Source organism: Sphingomonas phoenicis (genome assembly GCF_047238005.1).
GTDB lineage: Bacteria > Pseudomonadota > Alphaproteobacteria > Sphingomonadales > Sphingomonadaceae > Sphingomonas.
This window is the reverse complement of sequence record NZ_JBDFMC010000002.1, coordinates 3,230,001-3,254,886: the sequence shown is the minus strand read 5'-3', so window position 1 is coordinate 3,254,886 and position 24,886 is coordinate 3,230,001. Positions and strand designations below refer to the sequence as shown.

15 protein-coding genes, 1 tRNA gene and 2 rRNA genes (1 of these 18 running past the window's edge) are annotated in these 24,886 nt (G+C 65.6%); 5 read left to right on the top strand and 13 right to left on the bottom strand.

The window, feature by feature from the left end; all coding sequences use genetic code 11:
• Positions 1 to 31: 31 nt before the first annotated feature.
• Positions 32 to 757 carry an SDR family oxidoreductase gene (locus ABC319_RS16415; RefSeq protein ID WP_413071250.1) on the bottom strand — a complete coding sequence of 242 codons (726 nt, stop codon included), beginning with the start codon at positions 755 to 757 and terminating at the stop codon, positions 32 to 34.
• A gap of 149 nt (positions 758 to 906) precedes the next feature.
• Here ABC319_RS16415 and ABC319_RS16410 point away from each other — a divergent pair, with 149 nt between their 5' ends.
• Together ABC319_RS16410 and ABC319_RS16405 are read left to right on the top strand one after the other, a co-directional pair.
• A complete protein-coding gene (locus ABC319_RS16410) occupies positions 907 to 1,809 on the top strand; it encodes an AraC family transcriptional regulator (protein ID WP_413071249.1) in 903 nt (300 codons plus the stop codon).
• Positions 1,810 to 2,060: 251 nt separating this feature from the next.
• Positions 2,061 to 2,441, top strand: a complete 381-nt coding sequence (locus tag ABC319_RS16405; RefSeq protein WP_413071248.1) for a hypothetical protein — start codon at positions 2,061 to 2,063, stop codon at positions 2,439 to 2,441.
• Between the two features lie 224 nt (positions 2,442 to 2,665).
• On the opposite strand, the gene ABC319_RS16400 is transcribed toward ABC319_RS16405, so the two are convergent.
• Entirely contained in the window at positions 2,666 to 3,550 is an 885-nt protein-coding gene (locus ABC319_RS16400) for a fatty acid desaturase (RefSeq protein ID WP_413071247.1), read from the bottom strand.
• Between the two features lie 368 nt (positions 3,551 to 3,918).
• Here ABC319_RS16400 and ABC319_RS16395 point away from each other — a divergent pair, with 368 nt between their 5' ends.
• Positions 3,919 to 6,075: an outer membrane protein assembly factor BamB family protein gene (locus ABC319_RS16395; protein ID WP_413071246.1), complete on the top strand. Its 2,157-nt coding sequence runs from the start codon at positions 3,919 to 3,921 to the stop codon at positions 6,073 to 6,075.
• 83 nt (positions 6,076 to 6,158) lie between these two features.
• Here the strand turns inward: ABC319_RS16395 and ABC319_RS16390 are convergent, their stop codons facing one another.
• The 4 genes from ABC319_RS16390 to ABC319_RS16375 are packed head-to-tail and all read right to left on the bottom strand — an operon-like array spanning position 6,159 to position 13,839.
• The gene (locus ABC319_RS16390) at positions 6,159 to 8,051 is read right to left on the bottom strand and encodes a CocE/NonD family hydrolase (RefSeq protein WP_413071245.1); all 1,893 of its coding nucleotides are present in this window, start codon (positions 8,049 to 8,051) and stop codon (positions 6,159 to 6,161) included.
• 53 nt (positions 8,052 to 8,104) lie between these two features.
• Positions 8,105 to 9,460: a serine hydrolase domain-containing protein gene (locus tag ABC319_RS16385; protein ID WP_413071244.1), complete on the bottom strand. Its 1,356-nt coding sequence runs from the start codon at positions 9,458 to 9,460 to the stop codon at positions 8,105 to 8,107.
• Positions 9,461 to 9,507: 47 nt separating this feature from the next.
• The gene (locus ABC319_RS16380) at positions 9,508 to 11,331 is read right to left on the bottom strand and encodes a diguanylate cyclase (protein WP_413071243.1); all 1,824 of its coding nucleotides are present in this window, start codon (positions 11,329 to 11,331) and stop codon (positions 9,508 to 9,510) included.
• A gap of 60 nt (positions 11,332 to 11,391) precedes the next feature.
• Positions 11,392 to 13,839 carry a DUF3772 domain-containing protein gene (locus ABC319_RS16375; RefSeq protein ID WP_413071242.1) on the bottom strand — a complete coding sequence of 816 codons (2,448 nt, stop codon included), beginning with the start codon at positions 13,837 to 13,839 and terminating at the stop codon, positions 11,392 to 11,394.
• Between ABC319_RS16375 and ABC319_RS16370 the strand changes: the two genes are divergently transcribed.
• On the top strand, positions 13,807 to 15,270 hold the full coding sequence (locus ABC319_RS16370; RefSeq protein ID WP_413071241.1) for an alpha-hydroxy acid oxidase: 1,464 nt from the start codon (positions 13,807 to 13,809) through the stop codon (positions 15,268 to 15,270). The two genes, ABC319_RS16375 and ABC319_RS16370, sit on opposite strands and share 33 nt — an antisense overlap.
• 3 nt (positions 15,271 to 15,273) lie before the next feature.
• On the opposite strand, the gene ABC319_RS16365 is transcribed toward ABC319_RS16370, so the two are convergent.
• On the bottom strand, positions 15,274 to 17,559 hold the full coding sequence (locus ABC319_RS16365) for a putative bifunctional diguanylate cyclase/phosphodiesterase (protein ID WP_413071240.1): 2,286 nt from the start codon (positions 17,557 to 17,559) through the stop codon (positions 15,274 to 15,276).
• Positions 17,560 to 17,672: 113 nt separating this feature from the next.
• Positions 17,673 to 19,532, bottom strand: coding sequence for a FecR domain-containing protein (locus ABC319_RS16360; RefSeq protein ID WP_413071239.1), 1,860 nt, complete (start codon positions 19,530 to 19,532; stop codon positions 17,673 to 17,675).
• 224 nt (positions 19,533 to 19,756) lie between these two features.
• Between ABC319_RS16360 and ABC319_RS16355 the strand changes: the two genes are divergently transcribed.
• A complete protein-coding gene (locus ABC319_RS16355) occupies positions 19,757 to 21,349 on the top strand; it encodes a ShlB/FhaC/HecB family hemolysin secretion/activation protein (RefSeq protein WP_413071238.1) in 1,593 nt (530 codons plus the stop codon).
• 129 nt (positions 21,350 to 21,478) lie between these two features.
• Here ABC319_RS16355 and ABC319_RS16350 read toward each other — a convergent pair whose 3' ends face one another.
• The 5 genes from ABC319_RS16350 to ABC319_RS16330 all read right to left on the bottom strand — a co-directional run.
• On the bottom strand, positions 21,479 to 22,624 hold the full coding sequence (locus ABC319_RS16350) for an amidohydrolase family protein (protein ID WP_413071237.1): 1,146 nt from the start codon (positions 22,622 to 22,624) through the stop codon (positions 21,479 to 21,481).
• Between the two features lie 266 nt (positions 22,625 to 22,890).
• Positions 22,891 to 23,214 (bottom strand): Arm DNA-binding domain-containing protein, encoded by a 324-nt coding sequence (locus ABC319_RS16345; protein WP_413071236.1) that lies wholly within the window; start codon positions 23,212 to 23,214, stop codon positions 22,891 to 22,893.
• A gap of 187 nt (positions 23,215 to 23,401) precedes the next feature.
• Positions 23,402 to 23,478 (bottom strand) — tRNA-Met (locus tag ABC319_RS16340).
• Positions 23,479 to 23,582: 104 nt separating this feature from the next.
• Positions 23,583 to 23,697, bottom strand: a 5S ribosomal RNA gene (gene rrf / locus ABC319_RS16335).
• A 129-nt stretch (positions 23,698 to 23,826) separates the two neighbouring features.
• Positions 23,827 to 24,886 (bottom strand): 23S ribosomal RNA (locus ABC319_RS16330); it runs 1,765 nt beyond the window's last position.

Below are 24,886 nucleotides of genomic sequence, written 5' to 3'. Positions count from 1 at the left end.
TTGTACTGGCAAGGCTGGCGCGGCGAGGATGCTACATGTCGGCCGCCGTCGGGCGGACAATGACCTCGTTGATGTCGACGCCCTCCGGCTGTTCGAGCGCGTAGCGAACGGCGCGGGCGATCGCGTCCGGCGTCAGCGACTTCTGGCGCCATCCCTTCAATGCGGTAGCAATGGCAGGATCGGTGATGTCGTGGCCAAGTTCGGTGGCGACGACGCCCGGCGAGACGAGGGTGGAGCGGATCTCGTCATGCTCCTGGCGCAATCCCTCGGTGATGGCGCGCACCGCATGCTTGGTGCCACAATAAACGGCGGCGGTGGGCATCACCATGTGTGCGGCGACCGATGCGACGTTGACGACGTGTCCGCTTTTCTGCGCGACGAAGCGTGGCAGCACCGCGGCGATACCGTTGAGCACGCCGTGGATGTTCACGTCGACCATCCGCTTCCACTCGTCCCGCTTCAGGCTGGCGAGCGGGGAAAGCGGCATCACACCCGCATTGTTCACCAGCACGTCGATACGGCCGAAGCGCTGCTCCGCGGCGGCGGCAAAGGCGTCGAAATCGTCACCGTCGGTAACGTCGAGTTCCCGCCAGGCGACGTTCTCCCCCAGCCTGCTCGCCAATGCCTGCAGTCGGTCGCCGCGGCGCGCCCCGATGAACAGCCGCGCTCCCCCCGAAGCCAGTTCATGCGCGGTCGCCTCGCCGATCCCGCTCGATGCGCCGGTGATCAGTACCACCTTGTCGATGTTCCGCGTCATGGTGCTTCCTGTCCACAATATGTGACGAAGCCCAGATGGCCCGGCGGTCACGTCCAGTGATAGGCGGATCGTCCGAACGCTTTGCCCGATCCTCCGAACATGCAGGCGGCGCGCTTGCGGAGCCGATCGACTTGGCCGATCGAGTGGCCATGGACAGGATCACCGAACTCGCCAGCACCATCGACCGCCACGTCGGCGGCGCGGGTATCTGCACCACGACGATGCCACGCGTCTCGCTGATCCGCGCCGATCAGCCAAGCACACCCACACCCGCCGTCTACGAGGCCTCGCTTTGCCTGATCGCCCAAGGATCGAAGCAGGTGTCGATCGGCGATCACAGCGTCACCTATGACGCGGCGCATTACCTGCTCGTCTCCGTCGACCTGCCACTGGTCGGCCACGTCATCGATGCCAGCCCCGGGCGGCCCTATCTTTGCTGCAAGATCGACCTCGACATCGCGGCGCTGGCCGACCTGATGACCGCAGAGGGCAACGGGGAAGCGGCCTCGCGCGACGACCTGCCGGTGCTTGGCGTCTATCCCGGCGACCCGGACCTGATCGATGCCGCCTGCCGGCTGATCGGACTGCTGGACCGGCCCGAGACGATCGCGACGCTGCAGCCGCTGATCGAGCGCGAAATCCTCTATCGTCTGCTCACCGGCCCGCACGGTCCCATGTTGCGCCGCATGGCGACGGCAGGAAGCCGCCTGAATCAGGTAAGCCGCGCCATCGCCGCCATACGCCGCCGCTTCAATGCGCCGATCCGCATCGACGAGGTCGCCGCCGAGGCGGGAATGAGCCCCTCGTCGCTCTACGCGCACTTCAAGGCGATCACGCGGATGACGCCGCTGGAATATCAGAAGCAGTTGCGATTGCAGGAGGCTCGCCGCCTGATGATGGCCGGGGGCGCGACGGCAGGGACAGCCAGCTTCGCAGTCGGTTACGAGAGTCCGTCACAGTTCAGCCGCGAATATCGCCGCCTGTTCGGTGCGCCGCCGCGTCAGGATATCGAGCGGCTTCACGCCGTGCCGTCGGCGGGCATGCCCTTGTAACACGACCAGTCAGAAAGCCGGGCCGGCGTGCATAAAGTATTTGTCGTCGCACAACTGCCTCCCGCCGCCCGACGGTGCATGCCGCGATGGTCGACCGGCGCGGTGAGTTGTTCGTCCGACACCCTTGGTCGGATGGCAAACGTAGGAACGGTAACATCGATCATCCCCCGCCCCGATGCGAGAGGATATCCGGTGGGACCGCATCGTTGACCAGCGCCGGCGTTTGCCTGCACTTCGGAAGGACGATCCTGATGGCCGTGAAATTTGCCGGAACGATGAATGCGATCAATCGCGGACTGGACGAGACCAAGCCCGCCAAGGGTGCCGACATGGTCGAGGATTGGGAGGCCGCACTGTCGGACGTCGATGTGACGGGTGCCAAGGGCATCCTTCGCGACCTCGGCTCGCTGCGCAAGCAGTTGGAGAAGGACGAACCCGATGCCGACCGCGTCCACGCGCTCCTTCATCGCCTGGGAGCCGCCACGACCAAGATCGCCGAGAAGGCTGATAAGTCGCAGGACAAGCTGAAGGCGCTGGGCGAGGCTTTGACCGAGGCGGGTGAAGACCAGCCGGACGAGGAGGAAGACGCCGAGGCAGCCGCCGCGCCGAAGCGGGCTCCAAAGAAGAAGTGACTGTCGGGGCGGGCAGGATGTTGCCCGCCCCCCTCTCCTGAAGCGACGGCGTCCCACGTCAGATGGGGTCTGCTGGCTTGGGCGAGGTGACGGCAGGATTGTGGCATCTCGACCGGCCTCGGTGCCTACCCTGTCGGCTAATCAATGCCCAGCCTGCCAGTGCACTAACAAGATATGTCGCGCCGTTCCTGATACGGAATCGCGTTCCCCACCATACGTTCCGGTTAGCGGCGGAGATGCACGCCGCCGCTGCCTCGTGGATCGACGCGCCGCTTAGGTGAACGCCTCATCCCCGGCAACCGCCACCACGGCGTCATGGGGCTGAGATGATGCTCGTGGTGATAGGTACCGAAATGAAAGCAGGTGGCCAGAGATGCCAGCGGCGAGAAATCGTTCCCGCGGGCGTTGTGTGCATCGGCAAAGGGTCTGGCCTCGTGCCGGTGCGGTAAATACGTGCCGAAGAGGAAAAGCTGAAGGAGCGCCAGCAATGCAGGCACCGCCCAGAAAACGATGATGTTGAGCAACGACGCGCCGGTCAGCATGTACACGACGGCCGCGAAGGTGATCCGAACGATCTGTGCGTGCGTGTAGTAATTGCGGAAGAAGCGCAGGAACCATGATCCGATGGCGCTGGGTGCCGCCGGATTGAAATCCGGATCGGCATCGGTGCCGGGCGCCGCATGGTGAGCGTGATGCTTTGGATACAACGCACGGTACGACAGCCCGGCATAGAGCCCCAGGCAGATGGTGCCGACCGCTCTGTTGAGCGCGGGTTGCTCCGGCGCCAGCGATCCGTGCATGCAATCGTGGGCGATGATGAACAGGCCGGTACTCAGCCAGGCCTGAAGCATGACCAGCAGTACCGCCAGCACGCCGGATGCGACGCTCCACTCCCAGAAGAAGATGCCACCGACGTGAATGGCGCACCATGCCAGCCCGATGGCTGCGGCCAACAGCAGGCTGGTTCCCTGATCCCGCGAGGTCATCGCGGCCCGCGCTGCGCCGGATTGCACGTCATCGTCGGCAAATCCGACGCGCCCGAACAGGTTTCGCAGCGATTCCTCGCGAAGGTCGATTAGCTGATGCGAGGCCGATGCGAGCCGCGCCAACCAGAAGATGCGTCTCAGACCAGTGCATTGTCGGCTCCGGGTTGGACCTGCCGCGGCGAGCGTCCGACGTCGGAGTACTCGCGATCGGAACCAACGACCAGCAGTAAAGGGCCATAACGTCGGGCAGACGCAGATTCGCAGACGACGGCCAATACGGCTGGCGCGGGCGGGCAACTCGGCTGGCATCCGTGGACGCGAGCAGTGGCCCTGCATCGCCGAAACTCACGGCTGATTGCTCTGTGACGATCCGGACCGGCCGCCTAGGTCATATCGCGATCTCCGGATCATCCCAACGCTGGCGCCGGGGCCCGGACGTCCTTAGGCTGTGATCACGGCGAGCGATGACATCGTCGCGATTTGGAGAAACCATGGGATTGCGACCGGCCCGGTACGGCAAAGCAGTGGGCGCAATCGCCGCGATGTTGACACTGGGCGGCGTTGCATCGCCGCCCGACAGGATGGCAGCGGCGACGCAGTCTGGCGCCGACTGGCCATATTATCACGGCAATCCCGGTGCCACGCATTACTCGACGCTCGACCAGATCAATGCACGCAACGTGGCGCGACTGGTGAAAGTCTGGGAATATGACAGCGGCGACGCTTTCGGCGAGGGCGGGTCGCAATCCGACATGCAGGTGAACCCGATCGTCGTCGCGGGGCGGATGTACATCGTCACGCCGAAGGGGCGGCTCGTCGCCCTAGACGCGGCTACGGGACGTGAGCTGTGGACCTATGATCCCGCCGTCACCCCCGTCGCGACGCGCCAGCGCCTGCGCGGCGTATCCTATTGGGCCGGCGGGTCCGCGCGCCGCATCCTGTTCACCTTCGGGCAGGAGCTGATCTCGATCGACGCCGACACCGGCAGGCCCGATACCGGCTTCGGCCGCCGTGGCCGGGTCGATCTGCGGGAAGGTTTCGGCCGGCCGCTGGAGCAGCTCACGGTCAACAACGTCACGCCCGGCGCGGTGTTCGCAGATTTGATCATCATGGGCTCGACGGGGCATACACCCGGCGACGTCCGCGCCTTCGACGTGCGCACCGGCGCGATCCGATGGACGTTCCACACCATCCCGCACACCGGCGAGCCCGGTGCCGAGACCTGGCCACGCGACGCGTGGAAGACGGAGATCGGGGCCAATGTATGGGCCGGGCTGACCATCGATGTCGCTCGCGGGCTGGTGTTCCTCCCGGTCGCCTCCAGCGGCATGGGCGACCGCGATTTCTACGGACCGACAAGGCCTGGTGCCAATCTCTTCGCCAACAGCCTGGTCGCGCTCGACGCCCGGACCGGCCGCCGGCGCTGGCATTTCCAAAGCGTCCATCACGACCTCTGGGACCGCGACTTTCCGGCTCAACCGACTCTGGTGACGGTGCGGGGCGTACCGGCGATCGCGCAGACCACAAAGTCGGGTCTGGTCTATGTGTTCGACCGCCGCGACGGACGCGCGCTGTATCCCATCGAAGAGCGGCCGGTCCCGCCCAGCGACATGCCCGGCGAGCAGGCGTGGCCGACCCAGCCGATGCCGACGGCCATCGCACCCTTCGCGCGTCAGCGGCTCACCCCCGACATCGTTACGCGGCGGACGCCGGCCGCCCATGCCGCAGTTACGGCCACGCTCGCCAAGCTGCGCAATCGCGGCCCGTTCGATCCTCCATCCATCCAGGGCACGGTGCTGTTGCCCGGCATGGACGGCGGCGCGGAGTGGGGCGGCGGCGCCTATGATCCCGATACCGGACTGCTGTACGTCAACGCCAACGAGATGGCGTGGACGCTGCGGCTGAAGCCGCGGCCGGCCCGTGTCGCGGGTGCGGGCGGCGGGGCGCTCTACGCCAATCATTGTGCCGCCTGCCACGGCACCGATCGCGCCGGCGACCCGCCCCAGATCCCCGGGCTGCGCGACGTCGGCACGCGACTGAGCGCCGAACAGCTCGACCGCCAGATCACCAGCGGCGGCGGGCGGATGCCGGGCTTCGGTGGCGTACTGTCCCGGGGAGAGGTGGCCGAACTCGTCGCCTATCTACGCGGCGAGGCCAAGGCACCGGTCGACCGCGGGAACGAGCTTGATGCCGGACCTGCCGCTGCGCAGGCGACATTCAACGAACCATATGTCTTCGACGGCTATCACCGGCTCCTCGATCCCGACGGCTATCCTGCCCTGACCCCACCATGGGGAACGCTCGCGGCGCTGGACGTCAACACCGGCAAGTGGGTCTGGAAAAAGCCGCTCGGCCGCTATCCGGAACTCGGGCCGGAGGAGACGGGCAGCGAGAATTACGGCGGCGCCGTGGTGACCAGGGGTGGGCTGCTGTTCATCGCCGCGACCGTCTACGACCGCCGCTTCCGCGCATTCGACAAGCGCGACGGGCGGCTGCTCTGGTCGACCGAGCTGCCCGCGGCGGGACTGGCAACACCGGCGACCTATGCGGTCGGCGGCCGACAGTTCGTTGCCATCGCTGCGGGTGGTGGCAAGGATCGCAAGCGTCGCCCGGGCGGATCGATCATCGCCTTCGCCCTGCCACACTGACACGGCAGGCGGTTGTCGATCAGCGCCTCGATCGAGGCCAAGCCGACTAGCGAAGCGGCCAGGCTCCTCGCAACACCGGACGGTTACCGCCGCACGACGGGCAGCTCAATATAGGACGCGGCGTCTGCTGCGTGATGGACGCGGTTGTGCGCCACGACGATGCGGGTCTCGCGTTCGTTGTCGCCGCCGGTGTTCAGGTTGCGGACGAATTTGGGGAAGTTGGACGACGTCACCTCGACCCTGATACGATGACCCGGCAGGAAGGTGTTGCTGGTGGTGATCGGTGTCGGTCGCAACGTATAGATCTGTCCCGACACCATCGGCGCGGGTTTGTCGAAGCCGTCGCGGTACCTGGCGCGCAGGATGGTATCGCCCAGAATGTACGCCGTTCCGTCCGGCGCGACGTCGACCAGCTTGACGGCGAAGTCGGTATCCAGCGCGTCGGACGAGATCTTCAGCACCGCCTGCACGAAGCCCGTCACGTCGGTGGCTTGGGTCATCGGGTCACTGGTGTAGACCAGAACATCGTCGCGCGCTTCGATCCCACGCTGGTCGAATGCGCCGGCCGTGACGAGGCCACCGTTGCAGCAGTCGCCACCGCCGACCGTCTGGACCGGGTTCGCGGGGTCGTAGCTATACCCGTCCGCAGCTTCCCCGACCGGAGGAGCCGCACCGTCGAGCCGCCCGTCCCCGGTCAGTCCGTTCGCCTGGCCGCCGGATCGCAGGTACAGCCGCATCGTCGAAACACCGGCTGGCGGCCACTGCTTCGCCTGCGACCAGCGGTTCGCACCCATGTTATAGTAGCGAACAGCCGGCGTGCTCGACGGAAACGCCGCCCGATCACCCTTCAGCCATCGGTCGAAGAACCCATATACCTGTCCGTCGACATCGAAACTTGCGTCGCCCAGATCACGGTCGCCCGATCGGAAGTCCGGTCCCAGCCGCGCAAAGGCACAATGCGTATTGGGCGCTACCACGACATACTGGTTGGCGCTCGCTTCCGGATCCGACCTGACCGCACGGGCATGGTTGAACAGCGCCATGTTCGGGCCGATCGACACGTCATACCAGCTGTTGAACCACAAGGCCGGGACGCCCCAACCCATGTTGTCGTGATACAGCCCCCCACTCCGCCACGCCGGGTCGGCCGGGCCGCGACGGGCGATGAATTGCTCGAAGGTGGCCGGTGGCTCTCCCAGATCCTTCAGCAGATCGGCATAGGGCAGATGGCGGATCTGCGACGGCCAGTTCACCTCCGGCTTCTTCGCGCCCAGGTCGTTGTAGCGGGCGATGCGCGCGCGCACCGGCTGATCGAGCCCGGTCGGCAGTTGCGCCCGAAGCGGGTTGTCGACACCGTACAGCCAGACGTGGAACAGCGTCCGCGGCACGCCGCCGGTATACCAGTTACCCTGCTCCTCGAAAGCGCCCACCTTGCCGATGCCGGCGCCCGACGCCATCGGCACCATCGCGGCATGCGCGGGATGGTTCATTCCCGCCAGCGCGAGCTGCCATTCCGCCGAGGACGAGCAACCCAGCGTACCCACCTTGCCATTCGACCAGGGCTGCGCCGCGATCCAGGTCAGCGTGTCGTAGCCGTCGGTCTGCGGACGGCCGAGTATCTCGTAGGCGCCTTCCGAAAAGTACCGACCACGCTCGCTCTGCACCACGAAGGCATAGCCGCGCTTCACCGCCTCCAGAGCACGGCGGCTGGTCGCGACCTTATAGGCAAGTTCATTGTACGGCGTCTTCCACAGGATCGTGGGCAAGGCGCCCTTCGCGTCCCTCGGCCGATATATGTTGGTCGCCAGCCCGATGCCGTCGCGCATCGGCACCATCGCGATCATCTCGACCGTCGCCTTCTGCGCCAATTCCCGCTCGATCGCGGCATCGGAGTAGCTGGCGTAATCCTGCGCCGGCGCGGCCGTGGCGAGGGAGAGCGCGGCAACCGCACCGAGCAGCTTCGTCATTGCCTTCATCATCCGATCTCCCTTTGCCGCCGGCCGGAGCCGCGGTAGATCCGCCTCGAATTCTACTGCGCCGCAGCGGCGACGCCGGCGGCGAAGCGGGCGATGTCGAACCGTGCCGCGCCGGGATCCTCGCCGCGGCGGACGATCACCAGCCGTTGCGACGGGATCACCATCACGTACTGGCCGCGGTTCCCCTGAGCGGCGAAACTTCCGGCGGGCAGCCCCTGCCCCGATCCGAACAACCACATCGTCGCGCCATAGCCGGGGCCGGTCGCCGGTTGCGGGCCACTCGGCGTCGTCATCGTCCGCACCCAACCTTGCGGCAGCAGGCGCTTGCCCGCCCAGACGCCATCCTGCATCCAGAACAGCCCCAGTCTGGCCAGATCGCGTGCGGTCGACCACACTTGGCTGGAGAGGATGTAGTTGCCATGCCAGTCCGCTTCCGCGACGGTGTGCGCCATGCCGAGCGGCCCGAAAAGATCGGCCGGCAGCTGGCGATAGCGACCCTCCCCAATCCGCTGACGAATCGCGTAGATCGCGAGCAGGATGTCGTTGTTCGCATAACGGAAACGAGTGCCCGGCACCGCCTCCAACGGCCATCCCGTTGCTTGCTCGTCGACCGCAGTGCCGCCGAAGTAGATCGCATCGGTGCGATTGCCGGCAGTGTCGCTGTGCAGGCCGGATGCCATGCGCAACAGGTGGTTCAGGGTGATGGCACGCCGCGGATCGTCCGCCTGCCACTGCGGTATGGCGGCGGGCACATCGACCGCGCCTGCGACGGCCATCCCCACCAGTGTGCCGGCGATCGACTTGCCGACCGACCATGTGCGGTTGGAGACATAGGGGCCGAAACCGGCGCGGTACCGTTCGGCCACGACCTGACCGTCCTTCACCACCAGCACGCCCGTCGTCTTCGTACCGGGACCGAAGGTATCGTTGAACGCACCGTCGACGATGCCCGCCAGCGTCGCGGACGGGCGCGGGGCTATACCGCCATCGCCCTGCGGCCAGGGTCGGGCATCGGGACCCAGGATCGCCCCCGCCCCTGCCTGGTGGCGCCTGGGCATCGGCCGCGCGCCGATCGGCAGGGTGACGCACCCTTTTCCCTCGGTCCAGACGGCCTGTCGGGGTGGCAACATGCCATCGAAGACGACGGTCACGGACCGAAGGCGCCCATCCACCTTCGCCGTCAGTGTCGGTACGATTCCGTCATAATCGGGATAGATCCCGCCGAGCTCGTCGGCATCGATCTGCGCCGGCGTGCGGCCGGCGTTGAGGATACCCGAGCAGTAGAACGCGGCCTTGTACCCGGCGGCGATCGCACGCTGATAGACCCTCGCGGAGGGCTGCGGAACGACCTGGGCACCTGCCGAGGCCGAGAGGGCGAGGATCGCACCGACTGCTATCGAAATCCGCATGCCGCGGTCTTCCCATCAACGCGCCGCTTCGGCAACCCGGCAACGGTCTAGGCGGCGAGCGAGCTGATCGAGGCGCGGTTGCGCCCCTCCCGCTTGGACCGATACAGCGCCATGTCGGCAGCGTGGACGAGCGTGGATCCGTCGCGCGCCATCGCATCCGTCCAGGTGGCGATCCCGAACGACATGCTGACCGGCCCGAGCAACCGGCCATTCTGTCGCACGTTCAGCGCCGCGATCGCTTCGCGCACCATCTCCACCCGCTTCATCAGGGCTTCCGCCGTGGTACCCGGTGCGATCACCGTGAACTCCTCGCCCCCGTAGCGGCAGACCACGTCACCCTCGCGGAAGCGGCTTCTCATTTCCGCAGCCACCGTCTGGAGCACGGCGTCACCGGCATCGTGACCGAATTCGTCGTTGAACCGCTTGAAATGGTCGACGTCGCACATGACCAGGCTGAGCGGTGCTCCCGAACGGCTCGCTCGGGCAATCTCCAGCGTCAGCGCCTCTTCCATGTACCTCCGGTTGAACAGCGACGTCAGCGGATCGCGGATCGTCTGCTCGCGCAACGACCGCTGCAGCCGGTGATTGACCATGGCGGACGCGATGTTCTCTACCAGCACCGCCAGCCGAAACCGGCTCTCGGCCTCGATCCGGCCGAGCAGATAGAGCACGCCGATCACCTCGCCGCCGGCCAACAACGGTTCGCAATGATAGACCCGATCCGCCTCCGCATGGCCGCAGACGATGTCGCGACCGGCCTCCGCGACGCAGTGGCTCTGCCCGCGGCGTAATGCCCAGCATTGATCGGGCGCGAAGCCGTCATGCGCGACCTCCATCCCCGCCCAGCCTGCAACGGGCACCAGCATGTTGCGCGAGTTGTTGTGGGCATACAGCGCACCTGGGATGCCGGGCAGCACGCGCGGAACGAATACGCCGATGATCTGGGCGAGTTCCTCGTCGGTCCGCGCCGCCTGCATCCGGTGCGCCATCCCGCCGAGCAGTTCGATCACGTCGCCGCGTTCGCGCAGCGCCTCCCCGTTGCGCTGCAGCTCGACGTTGACGACCTGCAGCCGCTGCTCGCTCGTCGTACGATCGGCGATCGCCATGTCCAGCCGTTCGACCATGTCGTTGTAGCCCTGCGCCAGCTTGGCGAACTCGCTGGAGCCCATGGCGTCTACGATCCGGCCCTTGCCGATGCCGCTGCCTAGATCGTTCATCGCCCGCATCATCGTGTCTAACGGTCGACGTATGCTTCGGATCAGCAGCGCGAAACCGATCAGCACCAGCAGCGCAACCAGCGTCGCACCCGCCTGCGCCAGCCACTTTCCACGCGCCAGTCGTCGGGCGGCCGCTTCCCCGCGCGTCGTCTGGAGCATGCGTTCCTCTTCGAGGAAGCCCTGCGTCCGGACGGCGATCGCATCCATCAGTTCGCGCCCCTTGCCGCTCGCGATGATCGTCCGTGCTCCCGCGAAGTCGCCCCGCCGACCCAGGTCGAGCGGCTGGCGCAGCACCGCCGACCGTTCCGCCATCAACGCCGCGATCCGTCGGGCGCGATTGTGCTGGAGCGTACTGTCCGCGGTCAGCGCGACCACTCGCGCGATATTCCGCCCCGAGCTGCCGATCCTTTCCTCAAAGGACCGTGCATAGGCGGGATTGCGGGTCAGAACGAAGCCGCGCTGACCCGATTCTGCCTCGCGCAGATCGCCGAGCGCCTCCTCGGTTGTCTCGATCACCTCGGCGGAGTGGATCACCCAGCGCAGGCTGTCGCTCGTTCGGTAGGAAGCGTCGGCCAGCAGTCCTGCCAGCGAGGTGAGCGCTGCGATGACGATCAGGCCGATGCCGACGACACGGGCGGTAAGCGAAGCGAACATAGGTCGCCGTTACTCCTGCATATTTAGCGCCGAGTTAACTCTGCTTCCCTGCCACCGGACTCAGGACGGGTCGCCGGGATCTGCTCCCGGCCGGCTTCCGGACGCTGGCTGGGGACCTCCGTTGGGACGGCCGGCGGAACGCTCGTCGGAGTGCAGCAATTGCAGTTGCTGCGGAACGGTGCCGACATCGATACCTTCTTCGCCCAGGCGCTGGAGGATGGCGAGCAGGGTGGCACTTCGCGCCGGGTATGCGGTCCTCGGACTGGAGGTGTGAGCGAAGCAGTTGAACAGGATGCGGCCGTCCGCGATGTTGTCGATAAAGGCGACCGGGCCGGGTTCGTCGAGGATCGCGGGTTCGTCGGCGAATGCGGTCAGGACGATATCGCGTACCCGTTGCGGTTCGACGCCCAGCGGAACCGAGAACTGGATTTGCATGCGGCCCAGCGCATTCGACATCGTCTTGTTCAAAACCGTCTTCGTGATCAGCTCCGAGTTGGGCACGATCAGGGTCGAGTGATCGGCCAGCTCGATCTCGGTCGACCGCACGCTGATCCGCTTCACGTCGCCCTCCTCGGTTCCGATGCGCACGAGGTCTCCGATCTTCACCGGCCGCTCGGCCAGCAGGATCAGGCCAGAGACGAAATTCTGCGTGATCGCCTGCAAGCCGAACCCGATGCCGACCGACAGCGCCGACAGCAGCAAGGCGATGCGCTCCATGCCGATACCCAGCGAGGCAAGCCCCCACAACACCGCGAGCAGAACCGCGAGATAACGGGCGATCAGCGCGAACGAATTACGCCCGCTGACGTCCATGCTCGTCGTCGGCAGGTACCGCTCGTTCAGCCAGCGCAGGAATAGCCGCGCGAGCGCCAAGCCGACGAACAGCACCGCTACCGACCGCAGGATCGCCCCGGGCGAAATGTTGACGTCGCCGACCGTGATCCCATCCGCCACGGCGCCGAACCGTTCGACCGTGCTGTCGATACCCGATCCGAACGGGGTCAGCAGCATGACGATCGCGACGAGTGCCAGGCCCAGACGCAGGATGCCCGACAGCAGGACGCCGAACTGGTCGATGGCGTTCGGCCGGATGCCGACACCGCGCGCCAACAGGTGCCCGGCGCGGCTGTCAGCAGAAAAGACCGTCGTCACGACATCGTCGACGAAGGCGAGAAGCAGGTAGAAGGTGCCGACGACGATCGCCAGCCACTCGATCACGATCCGGGTCAGGAACAGGCTGAACGCCGTGTAGCCCGCCAACAAGGCCAGTGCGCTGGCCAGTGTCACCAGCCACGTGAACAGGGTGACGATGCCTACACCGGCACGCGCCGCGCCGGCACTGCTGACGGCGGGGGTCGACACCTCGGTTTGCCCCGCAAGTGCCGCCTCCTCGGCGATCCGCGCCCGGCTGCGCAGGCGGCCCAGCGTGAACAGGATCCCGCCGATCGCGATCAGCCGGATTGCGGCCAGCAACGCGTCGGTGGCGGCGACCGCCGTCTGGCTCAGGCGGATCGTCTCAACGGTTGCCGACAACAGGATGTCGCCGGCAGTCAGGATCGCCAATATCCAGGCCCAAGGCAGCAGGGCGCGCGCGACCTCGTCACCGATCGGCAGCAGTCGCCATGATCCCTGACTGCGCATCAGCAACGCAGCGCCGAGCGCCCCGATAAAGCCCCCCATGCCGACGGCGAACACGAACTGCGACAGGATCGGCTCCGCCGTCGGACCGGTCAGCCCCGCCCAGCGCAGGCCCTGGACCAGCGAAAGGGCCGCGAGGATGGGCAGCCCGGTGCCGGCGACCAGCCGCCACATCGCATAGCCGGTCCGGCGCACGCGGTGGCCGGGCGCGGCACCGATGGCGTAGCGGCGGCCGGCCTCGCGCAGGGCGACGCGGGCCGGCCAGCCGAGCGCTACGGCCGCGACGGCTCCCACGACCGCCAGCCACAGACGTCCACCAACGAGACCCCGACCGATGTCGTGCATGACCTGCTCGACGAACCGACCAAGCCTGATCACGTCGCGGGGCGTCGCCTGCACGATCGTTGCCCAGAATGCCGGCGTCAGCGGAGACGGGGAGCGCGTCGCCCAGCTACGTCCCAGCTCCGCGGCCTGGTCGGCGGCGATCTGGTCGGCGAGCTGCTGCGCCTCGACGGACAAGAGTTTGCCGCGCCGGATCGCACTGTCGATCGTCGCTCTACGCTGGCTCAGCAGCTTACGCTGCGCAGCGATATCGGGCGCGTCGACAATGCCCGGCGTGGCCGGTCCGATCTCGGTGATCTTGGCATCGACCAGCCCCATCTGGGTGTCCAGCACGGCGTCGATGTCGGCCGCGACACCGCGGGCCGCCGATAGCCGGTCGGTCAGCGCTGCCCGCTCCTCGCGGGTGCGGGCGGAATCGACCTGCCGCTCGACCGCGCGTACCTCGTTCGATGCGGCGGCGAGCTTGTTGACCGCGCCGCCGACCGGATCATCGGCTTGTGCCTGAACGGGTCCGGCGAACGCCAACATCGCCAGCAGCCAAAGGATCGCGCGGAACGTCAGCAGCGAGAACGGACGCAAGAGGAAAGGCAACGCATGCTCCGGGACAATCGAAGGAGCCTCTTACCCTTTGCGGCAAACCGAATCGACTACCGAGTAACCAGCCGGGCGTGCGACAGACCGGATCCAGCCGCACTGTCGCCTGTCAGCGAACGATCCCAGCCGCTAGATGCAGGCAACGAACTGACCCATAACCGATATACGAAGCAGGGGCACATGATGCGACTCGAACGCGCGAACAACGTGGCCGACCTGCGCCAGATGGCACGCCGTCGGCTGCCGCGGCCGATCTTCGACTATATCGATGGCGGTGCCGACGACGAGGTGTCGCTGCGGCGGAACGTCACCGCATTCGCCGACTATGAGCTGGTCCCCGACGTCCTCAACGACGTATCGGATATCCGGACGGAAACCACGATTTTCGGCCAACCGTCGCGCTGGCCGCTGATGCTGTCGCCCACCGGCCTCACACGCATGTTCCATGGACATGCCGAGTTGGCCGTGGCGCGCGCGGCTGCACGGCACGGCCTCCTCTACAGCCTCTCCACGATGGGTACGACGCGGCTGGAGGATCTCGCGCAGGCGTTCGCCGGACCGAAGGTCTTCCAGATCTACATCTTCAAGGACCGCGGCCTCACCGCAGAGTTCGTCGCGCGCTGTCGGGAGGCCGGTTTTCACGGTCTGGCGCTGACGGTCGACACGCCGGTGGCCGGCAATCGGGAACGTGATCGCGTCAGCGGCCTGTCGCTGCCGCCGACACTGACGCTCCGGTCGTTGCTCAGCTTCGCCCTCCATCCATCCTGGTCGCTTCCCGCGCTGACCGGGTCGAAGTTCGACCTCGCGAACGTCAGCCACAAGGTCGATGCGCTGGCGGCGGGGCCGATGAGCCTGTTCGATTACATCGGCGGTCAGTTCGACCGCTCCGTCGATTGGCGCGATGTCGAATGGCTTGCTCGCGAATGGCACGGACCGCTAGCGATCAAGGGCGTGATGACGCCCGAGGACGCGCGCCGCTCGATCGCCTCGGGAGCGACCGGCGTCATGATCTCCAACCATGGCGGGCGCCAGCTGGACGGCGCCCCGGCTCCGATCGATCAGATCGAGGCGGTGCGGAACGCTGTTGGCGACGGACCCGACGTCATCTGCGACGGCGGGATTCGCCGTGGTTCTGACGTGGTGAAGGCGCTGGCTCTGGGAGCGACTGCCTGTTCGATCGGTCGACCTTACCTCTTCGGCTTGGCGGCCGGCGGTGAGGCCGGCGTCGATCGCCTCCTGACGATATTGCGGACGGAATTCGAGCGTACCCTGATCCTTGCCGGGATCAACGATGTCGCCGCCGTGTCTCGCCGTCATGTACGTCATCGGCAAGGCGGGTCGCGAAGCGGCATACTTTTTCGCTGACGTTCAGGCAGCTAGGCGCCCTGCAAGCAGCAACTCCTCCAGCGCGTTGCGGGGGAGAGGACGACTGATCAGATATCCTTGTGCCATGTCGCACCCGGCATCGCGCAGGAAAGCGAGGCAGCCTTCGTCCTCGATCCCTTCGGCGACCACCTTCAGCCCGAGTCCGTGCGCCAGATCGATCGTCGACCGCACCATCAATCCATCGGCGTGGTTCAGGTGCGCATGCTGGACGAAGCTGCGATCGATCTTCAGCTCCGACAGGGGCAGCCACTGGAGATAGCTCAGCGTCGACTGGCCGGTTCCGTAGTCGTCCATGGAGATGGCACAACCCAGGTCGCGGTATTCACACAAGGTTTGCGCGGCACGTTCGGGGGCGTTGATCGTCGCCGACTCGGTCACTTCCAGAATCAGGCTGGCAGGACTGATGCGCCCGGCGGACAGCACCGCCCGCAACGCGTCGCCGAACACGACGTCCGACAGCAGCCGGGCCGAAACGTTGATCGCGGCGCTGAGCGTCAGGCCCATCGCATTCCAGGCGGCGATGTCGCGGGTGACCCGGTCGAGCACGAACAATGTCAGCGGCCCGATGCGGTCCGCCTGCTCGGCCAAGGGGATGAACAGGTCCGGGCGGATCATCCCGCGATCCGGGTGCCGCCAGCGGACCAGCGCCTCGACGCTGGTGATCCGGTCGGCGGCCAGTGCCAGTTTCGGCTGGTAATGGACCTCGATCTGGCCGGTCGCAATGGCGTGATCGAGTTCGCCCATCAACGATACCTTCTGCTCCAGCATCGCACGATCCAGTGTGCCATGGTGCCAGAATGTAGAAGCCTCCGCAGCCTGTTCAGCCGCGTGGGCGGCGGCGGTCAGTCGATCGGTCAGCAGTCCCTGCTCGTCGGTCACCCCGATGTGGATCGCCGGATCGACCCGACGCCCGTTCACTTCGATCGGCTTCAGCAGCATCGCTCGCAGCCGGGCGGGCAGCTCGTCGCCATCGCCCTCCACCGGCAGCGTGAACGCGAACTGACGGTCGGCGATGCGGAAGATGTCGACGTCGCCGGCGGCCAGCCGCAGCCGCTCCGCCAGGCGCATCACCAGGTCCCGTTCCGCGGCCTGACCCAACACGGTCAGCAGCGGTTCGAGGTTTGCGAACAGCGCGACTCCCACCGTATACGGCCCGGATAGCGGTGCCCGGATCATCGCCATCCGGTTGGGCAAGCCCGTCACCTCGTCGGTGCAGCGCTGATGATCGAACTTCCTGGCAAGGTGCAGCGCGGTGCGGCCCAATACCGTCGTTGCGATCACCACCAACCCGGGGGCGAGCAACGCCCAGTACTGGTAGCGAACTTGCGCGACGACGACGATGCCGAGCAGCGCCGTCACCCCGATGATGGCGGCGAGAACGGCGATGCGCAGCCTTGACAATCGCAGAACGAAGGCCCCCACCGCCAAACCGACGATCAGCGAGAGGATGGAAGACCCGGTATATGGCAGGCCGGGCAGCAGGCTCTCGGCGGCCAGCGCCTGTATGACGACACCGGGTATGACGCCCCAGACCGGGGTGGCGTAGCGATCGCCCATCTCGATCGCGGTCGCACCGATCAGGATGTTTCGGCCACGGACGGCTGCGGGATCGAACCTGCCATCGCGCACATCGATGAAACTGAGGCGGGGAATGGTTGCCGGATCGATCCCGAAGGCGATCCTGAACGAATTGTCCGCGACGCCCGATCGATTGCCGATAAAGGCCGCCAATGATGGACGGGGCGTGCTGTCGGTAACGGTTCCGAACGGCATCCGGCGGACGATCCCGTCGTCATCCGGAGCGACGTTGACCGATGCGAGCGCCGCGTGCGCACGGAATATCGGCAAGGGCAGCGTATCGATCGAGCGGACGTCGTGCGCTCCCGCACGCTGGGCGAAGGTCGGAAGGACTACACGGCCGCCGGCGTTTGCCAGCGCCTTCGCGAGTTCGGCATCGTCTGCGGCATTCGACTTGGAGGACAGGTCCACGTCGAAGGCGATCGAAGCGGCCCCCGCATGCACCAGCCGGTCGACCACCGCGGCATAGTGCTGCCGCGACCATGGCCACTGATGTATCGCCGCAACGCTGGCGGCATCCATCTCGACAATGACGATCTGGCCGCTGGAGGGTCTGAGTGCCGCTGCGAAGCGGATCGGGTCGAGCGCCCTCTCCGCCCAGCGGCCGGCTGGCGACGAGCCTATGACCAGCGCCAGCAACAGCGCCGCTGCGAGGATCAGCACACGGATAGGACGAAAGAACCTTCTCATCGCGAAAGCCTGCGCGATCAATGACTAATATCGCGTGTCGAGTGGCGGCAAATGACCTGGCCGATAACCGGAACCATCGACCGTCAGGGTCGAAGACCGAATGTTCGTCAGCCTCATTTTCCCTTCAGCAAATCTGCAAGATCCTTCACGGCCTTTTCTGCTTGCTTGCCAGCGTTCTTCGTCGACTCAGCCGCTACCTTGGCAGCTTCCCTCGCCAGGTCCTCCGCAGCTTTCTGCGCATCCTTGGCTGCCTTTTCCTGCGCGCGAGCTGTCTCTGCCGCGACCTTGGCGGCCTCCTTCTCGGCATCCTTGGCGGCCTTTTCGGCATCCTTGGCGGCCTTGTCCGCCAGCGCCTGTTCGGCTTCCTTGGCGGCCTTTTCCGCCTCCTTCGCAGCCTTTTCGGCATCCTTGGCCGCTTGATCGGTCTGCTTTGCTGCGTCCGCAGCAGCGCCCTCGGCCAGGTCGCGTGCTGCTTTTGCCGCGTCCTTTGCAGCGTCCGCTATTTGCTTCGCCAGCGTCTTGGCAGCTTCCCTGGCTGCCTTGTCTGCCTGCGCCTGAGCGACAGCACCGCGTGCCTGCTCCGCCGCATCGGCAGCGGCCGCAGCATCCCGTGCCGCCTGGGCAGCCGCCGCTTGTACATTGCCGTCGCTGCTGCTCGCGGCCTGTTCGGCAAGTTGCGCTGCCAGTCTGGCGCCCTCTTCGGCTGCCCGGGCGGTTGCGGCCCTCTGCGCCTCCCGAGCCGCATGCTCGATGTCGGCCGCGGCACCCGCTTCCTCTGCCTTGCGCGCATCCTCGACCGCTTTGGCAGCAGCGTCGACCGCTGCGGCAGCGCGAGTCGCCTCTGCGGCAGCCTGATCCGACGCTGCCTTGCGCGCCGCATCGGCGGCGGCGGCGGCATTCGCAGCGTCCGCCTGCGCACGGACCTGTGCGGCCACCTTGGCGACCCTATCGGCCTCGGCCGCAGCGGCGGCATCGGCGGACGCCTGTGCTGCGGCGGTGGCCTGCGATGCTGTCTGGTCCGCCGCTGCCTTCACGGCGCCGGCCTGATCTGCCTGAGCCTGGGTGTTTTCCAGGGCGATGGCGCTCGCCGCCTCGTCGGCGCGAGCGGCCACGATGGCACTGGCGACCTCGACGGTCTTGACGACAGAAGTCGACGCTTCAGTCGCAATACGCGCTGCCGTGGCGACCTGGGTCAGCGCGACGGCAGCCTCTTGCCCGACCTGGCCCTGAACCAAACCTCCGGTCGTCTCGCTCAGCGACACCGGGGCCGCATAGACCGCCTCCGCCAGAACCGGCTCGGCGGATGGAGCGACGGACGCCATCGTTTCGCTGCTGCCCTCAGGTGCCGCCGCGACGACTGACAGCTCGACGGGAGAGGCCTCCTGCTCGCTGGCGGCCGGCGAATCGATGACGGTGCGGACACCGTTGCGCTCGACCTCCATGCGGAAACGATTGGCACCGGATACCAGCGCGACCGCTCCAGGCGTAATGATGTCCTTCGCGCCGCCATCCCGCGTCGAGACCTCCACCGCGCCTTCCAGCACCTGGAGCGCCGTACCGCGATCGGCCACGTTAACACTGAAGGTGGTACCCTTCACGACCGCGGCCAGATACGGCGTCTGCACCTCGAAATGGGGCGTCATCTTCTTCTTGATCATGAAGACGACGTTGCCCAGATCCTCGAAGATACGGGTAAAACCCGCTTTCTCCTCGCCGGCGGCCGGCAGGCGAAGGCGCGAGTTCGGCGCGACCATCATGAACTCGGTACCGCGAACGAGCACCGCACGGCCGGATGCGCCGGTACTCACCGCGTCGCCCGGTCCCACGGCAAGCCCGCGCGCCGCTGCCTTGGTCAGTCCGTCATGGGCGATCTGGACAGACCCGCTGACCTCACTCAGACGCCAGCCCTCGGGTCCTGCGATTGCGGCGGAAGAACACGTTGCTGCCAATAGCGCGAGGATGGGCTTGCGCATGAAACTCTCCGATCGATGAACAGTGCTCCTGTTCTCAACCGCTTGTGCTGACAGCGATTCATTGCCGCCCACTTAGGTCCGATGGTTAATCGCGACTTCATTTGCGCACCGCGTCCTTAACCCGATGCCAACCACTCACTGCATAGTCGTTGCCGGGCGAAGGGGTTGAAATGCAGTCGATTTGCCGAAATGCCATAATTGCCGGATTGATCGGGGGCAGTATCGTGTCGCCCGTATCGGCGGAGCAGAACCGTCTCGATCAATCCGATCCGACGATTGCCGAGAAGGCGCTCCCTTCCCCCGTGATCGACGCTGCCCGGACGCCGACGAGCACACCTGCGGTCACGCGGGAGGGCAGCACGGTGGCAAGCACGATCGCCGTCCGCTCGATCACCGCTGTCGTGGTCCAGGGCGCCGACGACGTTCCCGCACAATCCTATGCCGGGATCATCGCCGGCGTGGTCGGTCGGTCGCTGTCGCGCCAGGAGCTTGCCGGCCTTGCATCGTCGATTGCGCAGATCGTCCGTTCGCGCGGCTATCCATTCGCCACGGCAGTCATTGCGCCGCAATCCATGGCTGACGGCATCCTGCGCGTGACGGTCGATCGCGGACGAATCGACGCGGTTCGTGTCGTCGGTGCCCAGAACACGACGGCAGACGCGATCCTGGTGAAGACCCTGATCACCCATCGGCCCGTCCGCCAGGCCGACCTGGAGCGTGCGCTGCTGCTGGTCGGCGACCTGCCTGGCGTCCGCGTCAAGGACAGCCGCTTCGTGCAGCAGGATGGCTTCGGCATCCTGTTGGTGACCATCGACCAGGATCGTGCATCGGCATACGCCCAGTTGGACAATCGCGGAACCGACGAGGTTGGCCCGGTCCGCGCCACGCTGCTCGGGAATGTCCGCGGTCTGGTCCAGGATGGCGATGAACTGGGCATCGTCGTGGCACAGACTCCCATCGACGTCAGCGAATTCACCTTCCTCCGTGCCCGCTATGCCGCGCCGGTAGACGCCGCGGGTTCGGTATTGGCGGTCTCAGGCTCTTATGGCTGGTCCCATCCGGGTGCGTCTCTCCGTCGGTTCGACGTGACCGGACGCAGCGGCGACGTATCGGTAGGCTATGTACGGCCACTGCTCCGCCGCAAGACGAGCAGCGTCTGGGCGAGCATCGACCTGCGCGCGTTGACGACCCGTCAGGCACTCGCCGGGCGTACGCTGCGGAGAGATCGGCTGGCGACACTGACGGGCTCGCTCAACGGGATTGCCACAGCAGGTGCCAGCACCATCCGCGGCGAGGTATCGGCCCAATGGGGTATCCCGAACGTGGCAGATCTTGCCTCGCGCATCGACGCCGGCGGCAAGTATTCGGCGGTGACCTATCTGGTGGACTGGACGGTGCCAGTAACCGGTCCCTTCAGCATCGCACTCGCTTCTGCGGGTCAGATTGCATCCAGACCGCTGCTCGCCGTGGCAGAGATCGGCCTCGGCGGCCCTTCGTTCGCGCGCGCCTATGATTATGCGGAGCGGACGGGTGACTATGGACTGATGGGTTCGCTGGAGCTGCGCGCTGACGCCGGACGTATCTTGCCCGGCGTGATCGATCGCTTGCAACTTTATGGTTTCGGCGACGGCGGTTCGGTCGGCAATCGCCGCGGCGGAACTGGCGGAGGCACACTCGCCTCAGCGGGCGCGGGGCTGCGAGGCGGCGCCGGGCGGGTCGACGCGATGCTCGAACTGGCATTTCCTATCGGGGAGGATCGGTTCGATACCGGCGACCGCAAACCACGCCTCTCGGCACGTCTCTCCCGCGCCTTCTGATCGCTGGCGCTGCCCCTGCGAGGAGTTCGGCACCCTGAATAGCTGGCGGCTCATGAACGCCGAGCTAAGGTGTTTCTCGAACTGGGGGTGTGAAAACAACAACGGAAGCTTGACGACGGGCGTCGCCGCTCAACTGGTTCGATCCGCCACAGGTAGGCGAAGACGGTAGACGCGTGCAGCCGTGCCGGAGAAGAGCGCCGTCTTCTCGGCAGATGTGGCACCCGCGACGGCCAGTTTCAGCGCATTCCACAACGGTACGAACCCGCAGGAACGAGCATCCGGCGGATAGTTGCTTTCCATCATGCAGCGGTCGGCGCCAAAGGCCTCCACGCACGTCTCGATATACGGGCGCCACGTCTCGGCGAGAACACGATGCCCGATCGGCCCGACCCGCTCGTTGAACCCGAAGCCCCAGAAAGGCAGGCCGAAGCCTCCGATCTTGCACGATATGTTGGGGCGCTTCGCGATCGATCGGATGTTCGATCGCCAGATGCCGAAGACGCGCGCGCGCTCCGCGGCACCGCCCTCCATCGCCAAGGCCATCCCGGCATGGTTGAGGATGAAGCTGGTGGTCGGGAAATCGTCTGCCAACCCGGCAAGCTCGGGCAATTGGGTGTGGAACACCGCCGCATCGAACGAAAGTCCGCGCACGGCGAGATGGCGCAAGCCCCGACGAAAGGCCGGGTTTCGCATCAATCCTCGCGGCGGCGGATTGGTCATGAACCGGTAGGGCAGCGGACTGGGTGAGTCGTTCAACACTTGCCGGAGCCCGCGCAACCGATCCGGCGCCCGTGCGATCGCCTGATCCAGCACGTCTGCGATCGCGTCGCCCGATCGCAGATCCGCCTCGCCGACGATGCCTGCCGCGACGCGACACGGCCCGTACACGCCGCTGGCACCGATCGCGCCCATGCCGTTGGCAAATTCGACCTCGCCCAGCATGCGCTCGGGCGCAGGACCGTAGTTCCGCTCGAACGCCTTGATCTCCATGTAGACGGATGCGACGATGTTGTGGCCAGCATTCACGTCATCGATGTATTCCGGGAATAGGTATCGGGTCGCCCCCTTGTCGAACAGGTGATGGTGGGCATCGATGATCGGCAAGCCAGGATCGATGATCGGCTCGTCACGACCCTCCAGCCGCTTGACCAGCATCGTCGGAGCGACCGGTTTCGCGGCCGGTGTCTGGCCATGGACTGCTCGACCGGTACCGAGGCCGGCCCCGGCGAACATACCGCCCAACCCTGCTGCTGCGAACATGCGTCTGGACAACATGACCTGATCCTCTTTCTGGCTGCGCCTCGTGATCGGACGCTAATCTCCCGACGTGGGGATGTACCAATTTTCCTTGAGTGATGAGCGACCAGGGTAACAAGGGTGTGAGATCGGCCAAATCCTTGCATTGAGATCGTTCTACGCCACAAGTTCAAGGACAACATCCACGATGGTCATCGCGATGGCCAGGATTGCCGCCCTCGTTTCGTGATCCCGCTGGTGGACGCTGCAGGCGGTGCAACTGCCCACCGCATTCACGACGCGGATCAGCCCGAGATCGTAGGAACCGGCATGATAAAGGTCGCCGCAACCACGAGTAGATCTTTCTCGATTATCGATACCCCGTCGAAGGGTCCCTGCCCTGCCCTAGCGTCACCTTTGCCTCGGCACGCCGCAGGCGCGCGGCAGCCAGACTGACCGCGGGTCAGACGCCAAAAGCGAGCAGCTTCCTTGCCGGCAAAGCGGTACTTGAAGCGCCACAGCTTCGAGCCGCTCGCGCGGACGAGCAGGTACAGCCCTTCACCGTCAGCAAGCTTGTAGTCCTTCGCGCGCTTCGTGGCGTAGCGGGCTTCGAGTTCCTTCAGGGCCATTGGGGGTACTCCGGCGGTAGTGCCGGGCAGTACCCCTCAAAATACCCCCGAATGCAAACCGACGTTCTGGCATTTCAGGGGTACGGATGAGACAACCGGAGGCGCCCTGAACCGGGCACAAGGCGCGGAAAAAACGCACAAAAAAACCGCCGCGGGATGTCCCGGGCGGTTGTGGCATCGTGATGTTTGGTTGCGGGGACAGGATTTGAACCTGTGACCTTCAGGTTATGAGCCTGACGAGCTACCGGGCTGCTCCACCCCGCGACATTGTTGCTGCGGCGTGGGGGCGGCAGCGGCTTGCCCCTCCTTGGGGGAGGGGAGACATGTGGATGGGTTCTTCTGTCCGTGTCATGCGCACGGGCTTCAATGCCTGGCGACGACCTACTCTTCCACTGCTTGAGCAGTAGTACCATTGGCGCAGTCGGGTTTCACGGCCGAGTTCGGGATGGGATCGGGTGGGACACCGACGCTATGGTCACCAGGCAATGGAGCCGGTGCGCATGGGTCAGGGACAGATGGGTTAAAATCGATGCGTGCACTGGTTGGGATCATTCATCCCACCCTTGTCCCCGTTGGGGGCATCAGCAGCGCTGATGTTGGGGGTGTGGACTCTTCAGGCGCGAATAGAGCGATTAGTATCGGTTAGCTTCACGCGTCACCGCGCTTCCACATCCGATCTATCAAGGTCGTGGTCTTCGACCGCTCTGAGAAATCTTATCTCGAGGGAGGCTTCCCGCTTAGATGCTTTCAGCGGTTATCCCGTCCGTACATAGCTACCCTGCTGCGCCGTTGGCACGACGACAGGTACACCAGAGGTACGTTCAACCCGGTCCTCTCGTACTAGGGTCAACTCCTCTCAAATTTCGACGCCCACGGCAGATAGGGACCAAACTGTCTCGCGACGTTCTGAACCCAGCTCACGTACCACTTTAATTGGCGAACAGCCAAACCCTTGGGACCTGCTCCAGCCCCAGGATGTGATGAGCCGACATCGAGGTGCCAAACAACCCCGTCGATATGAGCTCTTGGGGGTTATCAGCCTGTTATCCCCGGCGTACCTTTTATCCGTTGAGCGATGGCCCTTCCACGAGGGACCACCGGATCACTATGACCGACTTTCGTCTCTGCTCGACTTGTCAGTCTCGCAGTCAGGCGGGCTTATGCCATTGCACTCTTGCAGCCGGTTTCCAACCGGCCTGAGCCCACCATCGCGCGCCTCCGTTACTCTTTAGGAGGCGACCGCCCCAGTCAAACTACCCGCCACAGAGGGTCCCCGATCCAGTTTCATGGATCTGGGTTAGACATCAGAAAACAACAGGGTGGTATTTCACCTATGGCTCCACGACAGCTGGCGCCGTCGCTTCAAAGCCTCCCACCTATGCTACACAGTTCCTTCCTAATGCCACTCTGAAGCTGCAGTAAAGGTGCACGGGGTCTTTCCGTCTAACCGCGGGTACTCCGCATCTTCACGGAGAATTCAATTTCGCTGAGCATGTCCTGGAGACAGTGGGGAAGTCGTTACGCCATTCGTGCAGGTCGGAACTTACCCGACAAGGAATTTCGCTACCTTAGGACCGTTATAGTTACGGCCGCCGTTTACCTGGGCTTCATTTCAGAGCTTGCACTCCTCCACTTAACCTTCAGGCACCGGGCAGGCGTCAGGCCCTATACG

Coding starts and splice junctions, on each gene's coding strand:
- ABC319_RS16360 (WP_413071239.1), bottom strand. CDS start 19,532: ATGCGCAAGCCCATCCTCGCGCTATTGGCAGCAACGTGTTCTTCCGCC.
- ABC319_RS16345 (WP_413071236.1), bottom strand. CDS start 23,214: ATGGCCCTGAAGGAACTCGAAGCCCGCTACGCCACGAAGCGCGCGAAG.
- ABC319_RS16380 (WP_413071243.1), bottom strand. CDS start 11,331: ATGTTCGCTTCGCTTACCGCCCGTGTCGTCGGCATCGGCCTGATCGTC.
- ABC319_RS16365 (WP_413071240.1), bottom strand. CDS start 17,559: ATGAGAAGGTTCTTTCGTCCTATCCGTGTGCTGATCCTCGCAGCGGCG.
- ABC319_RS16395 (WP_413071246.1), top strand. CDS start 3,919: ATGGGATTGCGACCGGCCCGGTACGGCAAAGCAGTGGGCGCAATCGCC.
- ABC319_RS16415 (WP_413071250.1), bottom strand. CDS start 757: ATGACGCGGAACATCGACAAGGTGGTACTGATCACCGGCGCATCGAGC.
- ABC319_RS16350 (WP_413071237.1), bottom strand. CDS start 22,624: ATGTTGTCCAGACGCATGTTCGCAGCAGCAGGGTTGGGCGGTATGTTC.
- ABC319_RS16410 (WP_413071249.1), top strand. CDS start 907: ATGGACAGGATCACCGAACTCGCCAGCACCATCGACCGCCACGTCGGC.
- ABC319_RS16390 (WP_413071245.1), bottom strand. CDS start 8,051: ATGAAGGCAATGACGAAGCTGCTCGGTGCGGTTGCCGCGCTCTCCCTC.
- ABC319_RS16405 (WP_413071248.1), top strand. CDS start 2,061: ATGGCCGTGAAATTTGCCGGAACGATGAATGCGATCAATCGCGGACTG.
- ABC319_RS16385 (WP_413071244.1), bottom strand. CDS start 9,460: ATGCGGATTTCGATAGCAGTCGGTGCGATCCTCGCCCTCTCGGCCTCG.
- ABC319_RS16375 (WP_413071242.1), bottom strand. CDS start 13,839: ATGTTGGCGTTCGCCGGACCCGTTCAGGCACAAGCCGATGATCCGGTC.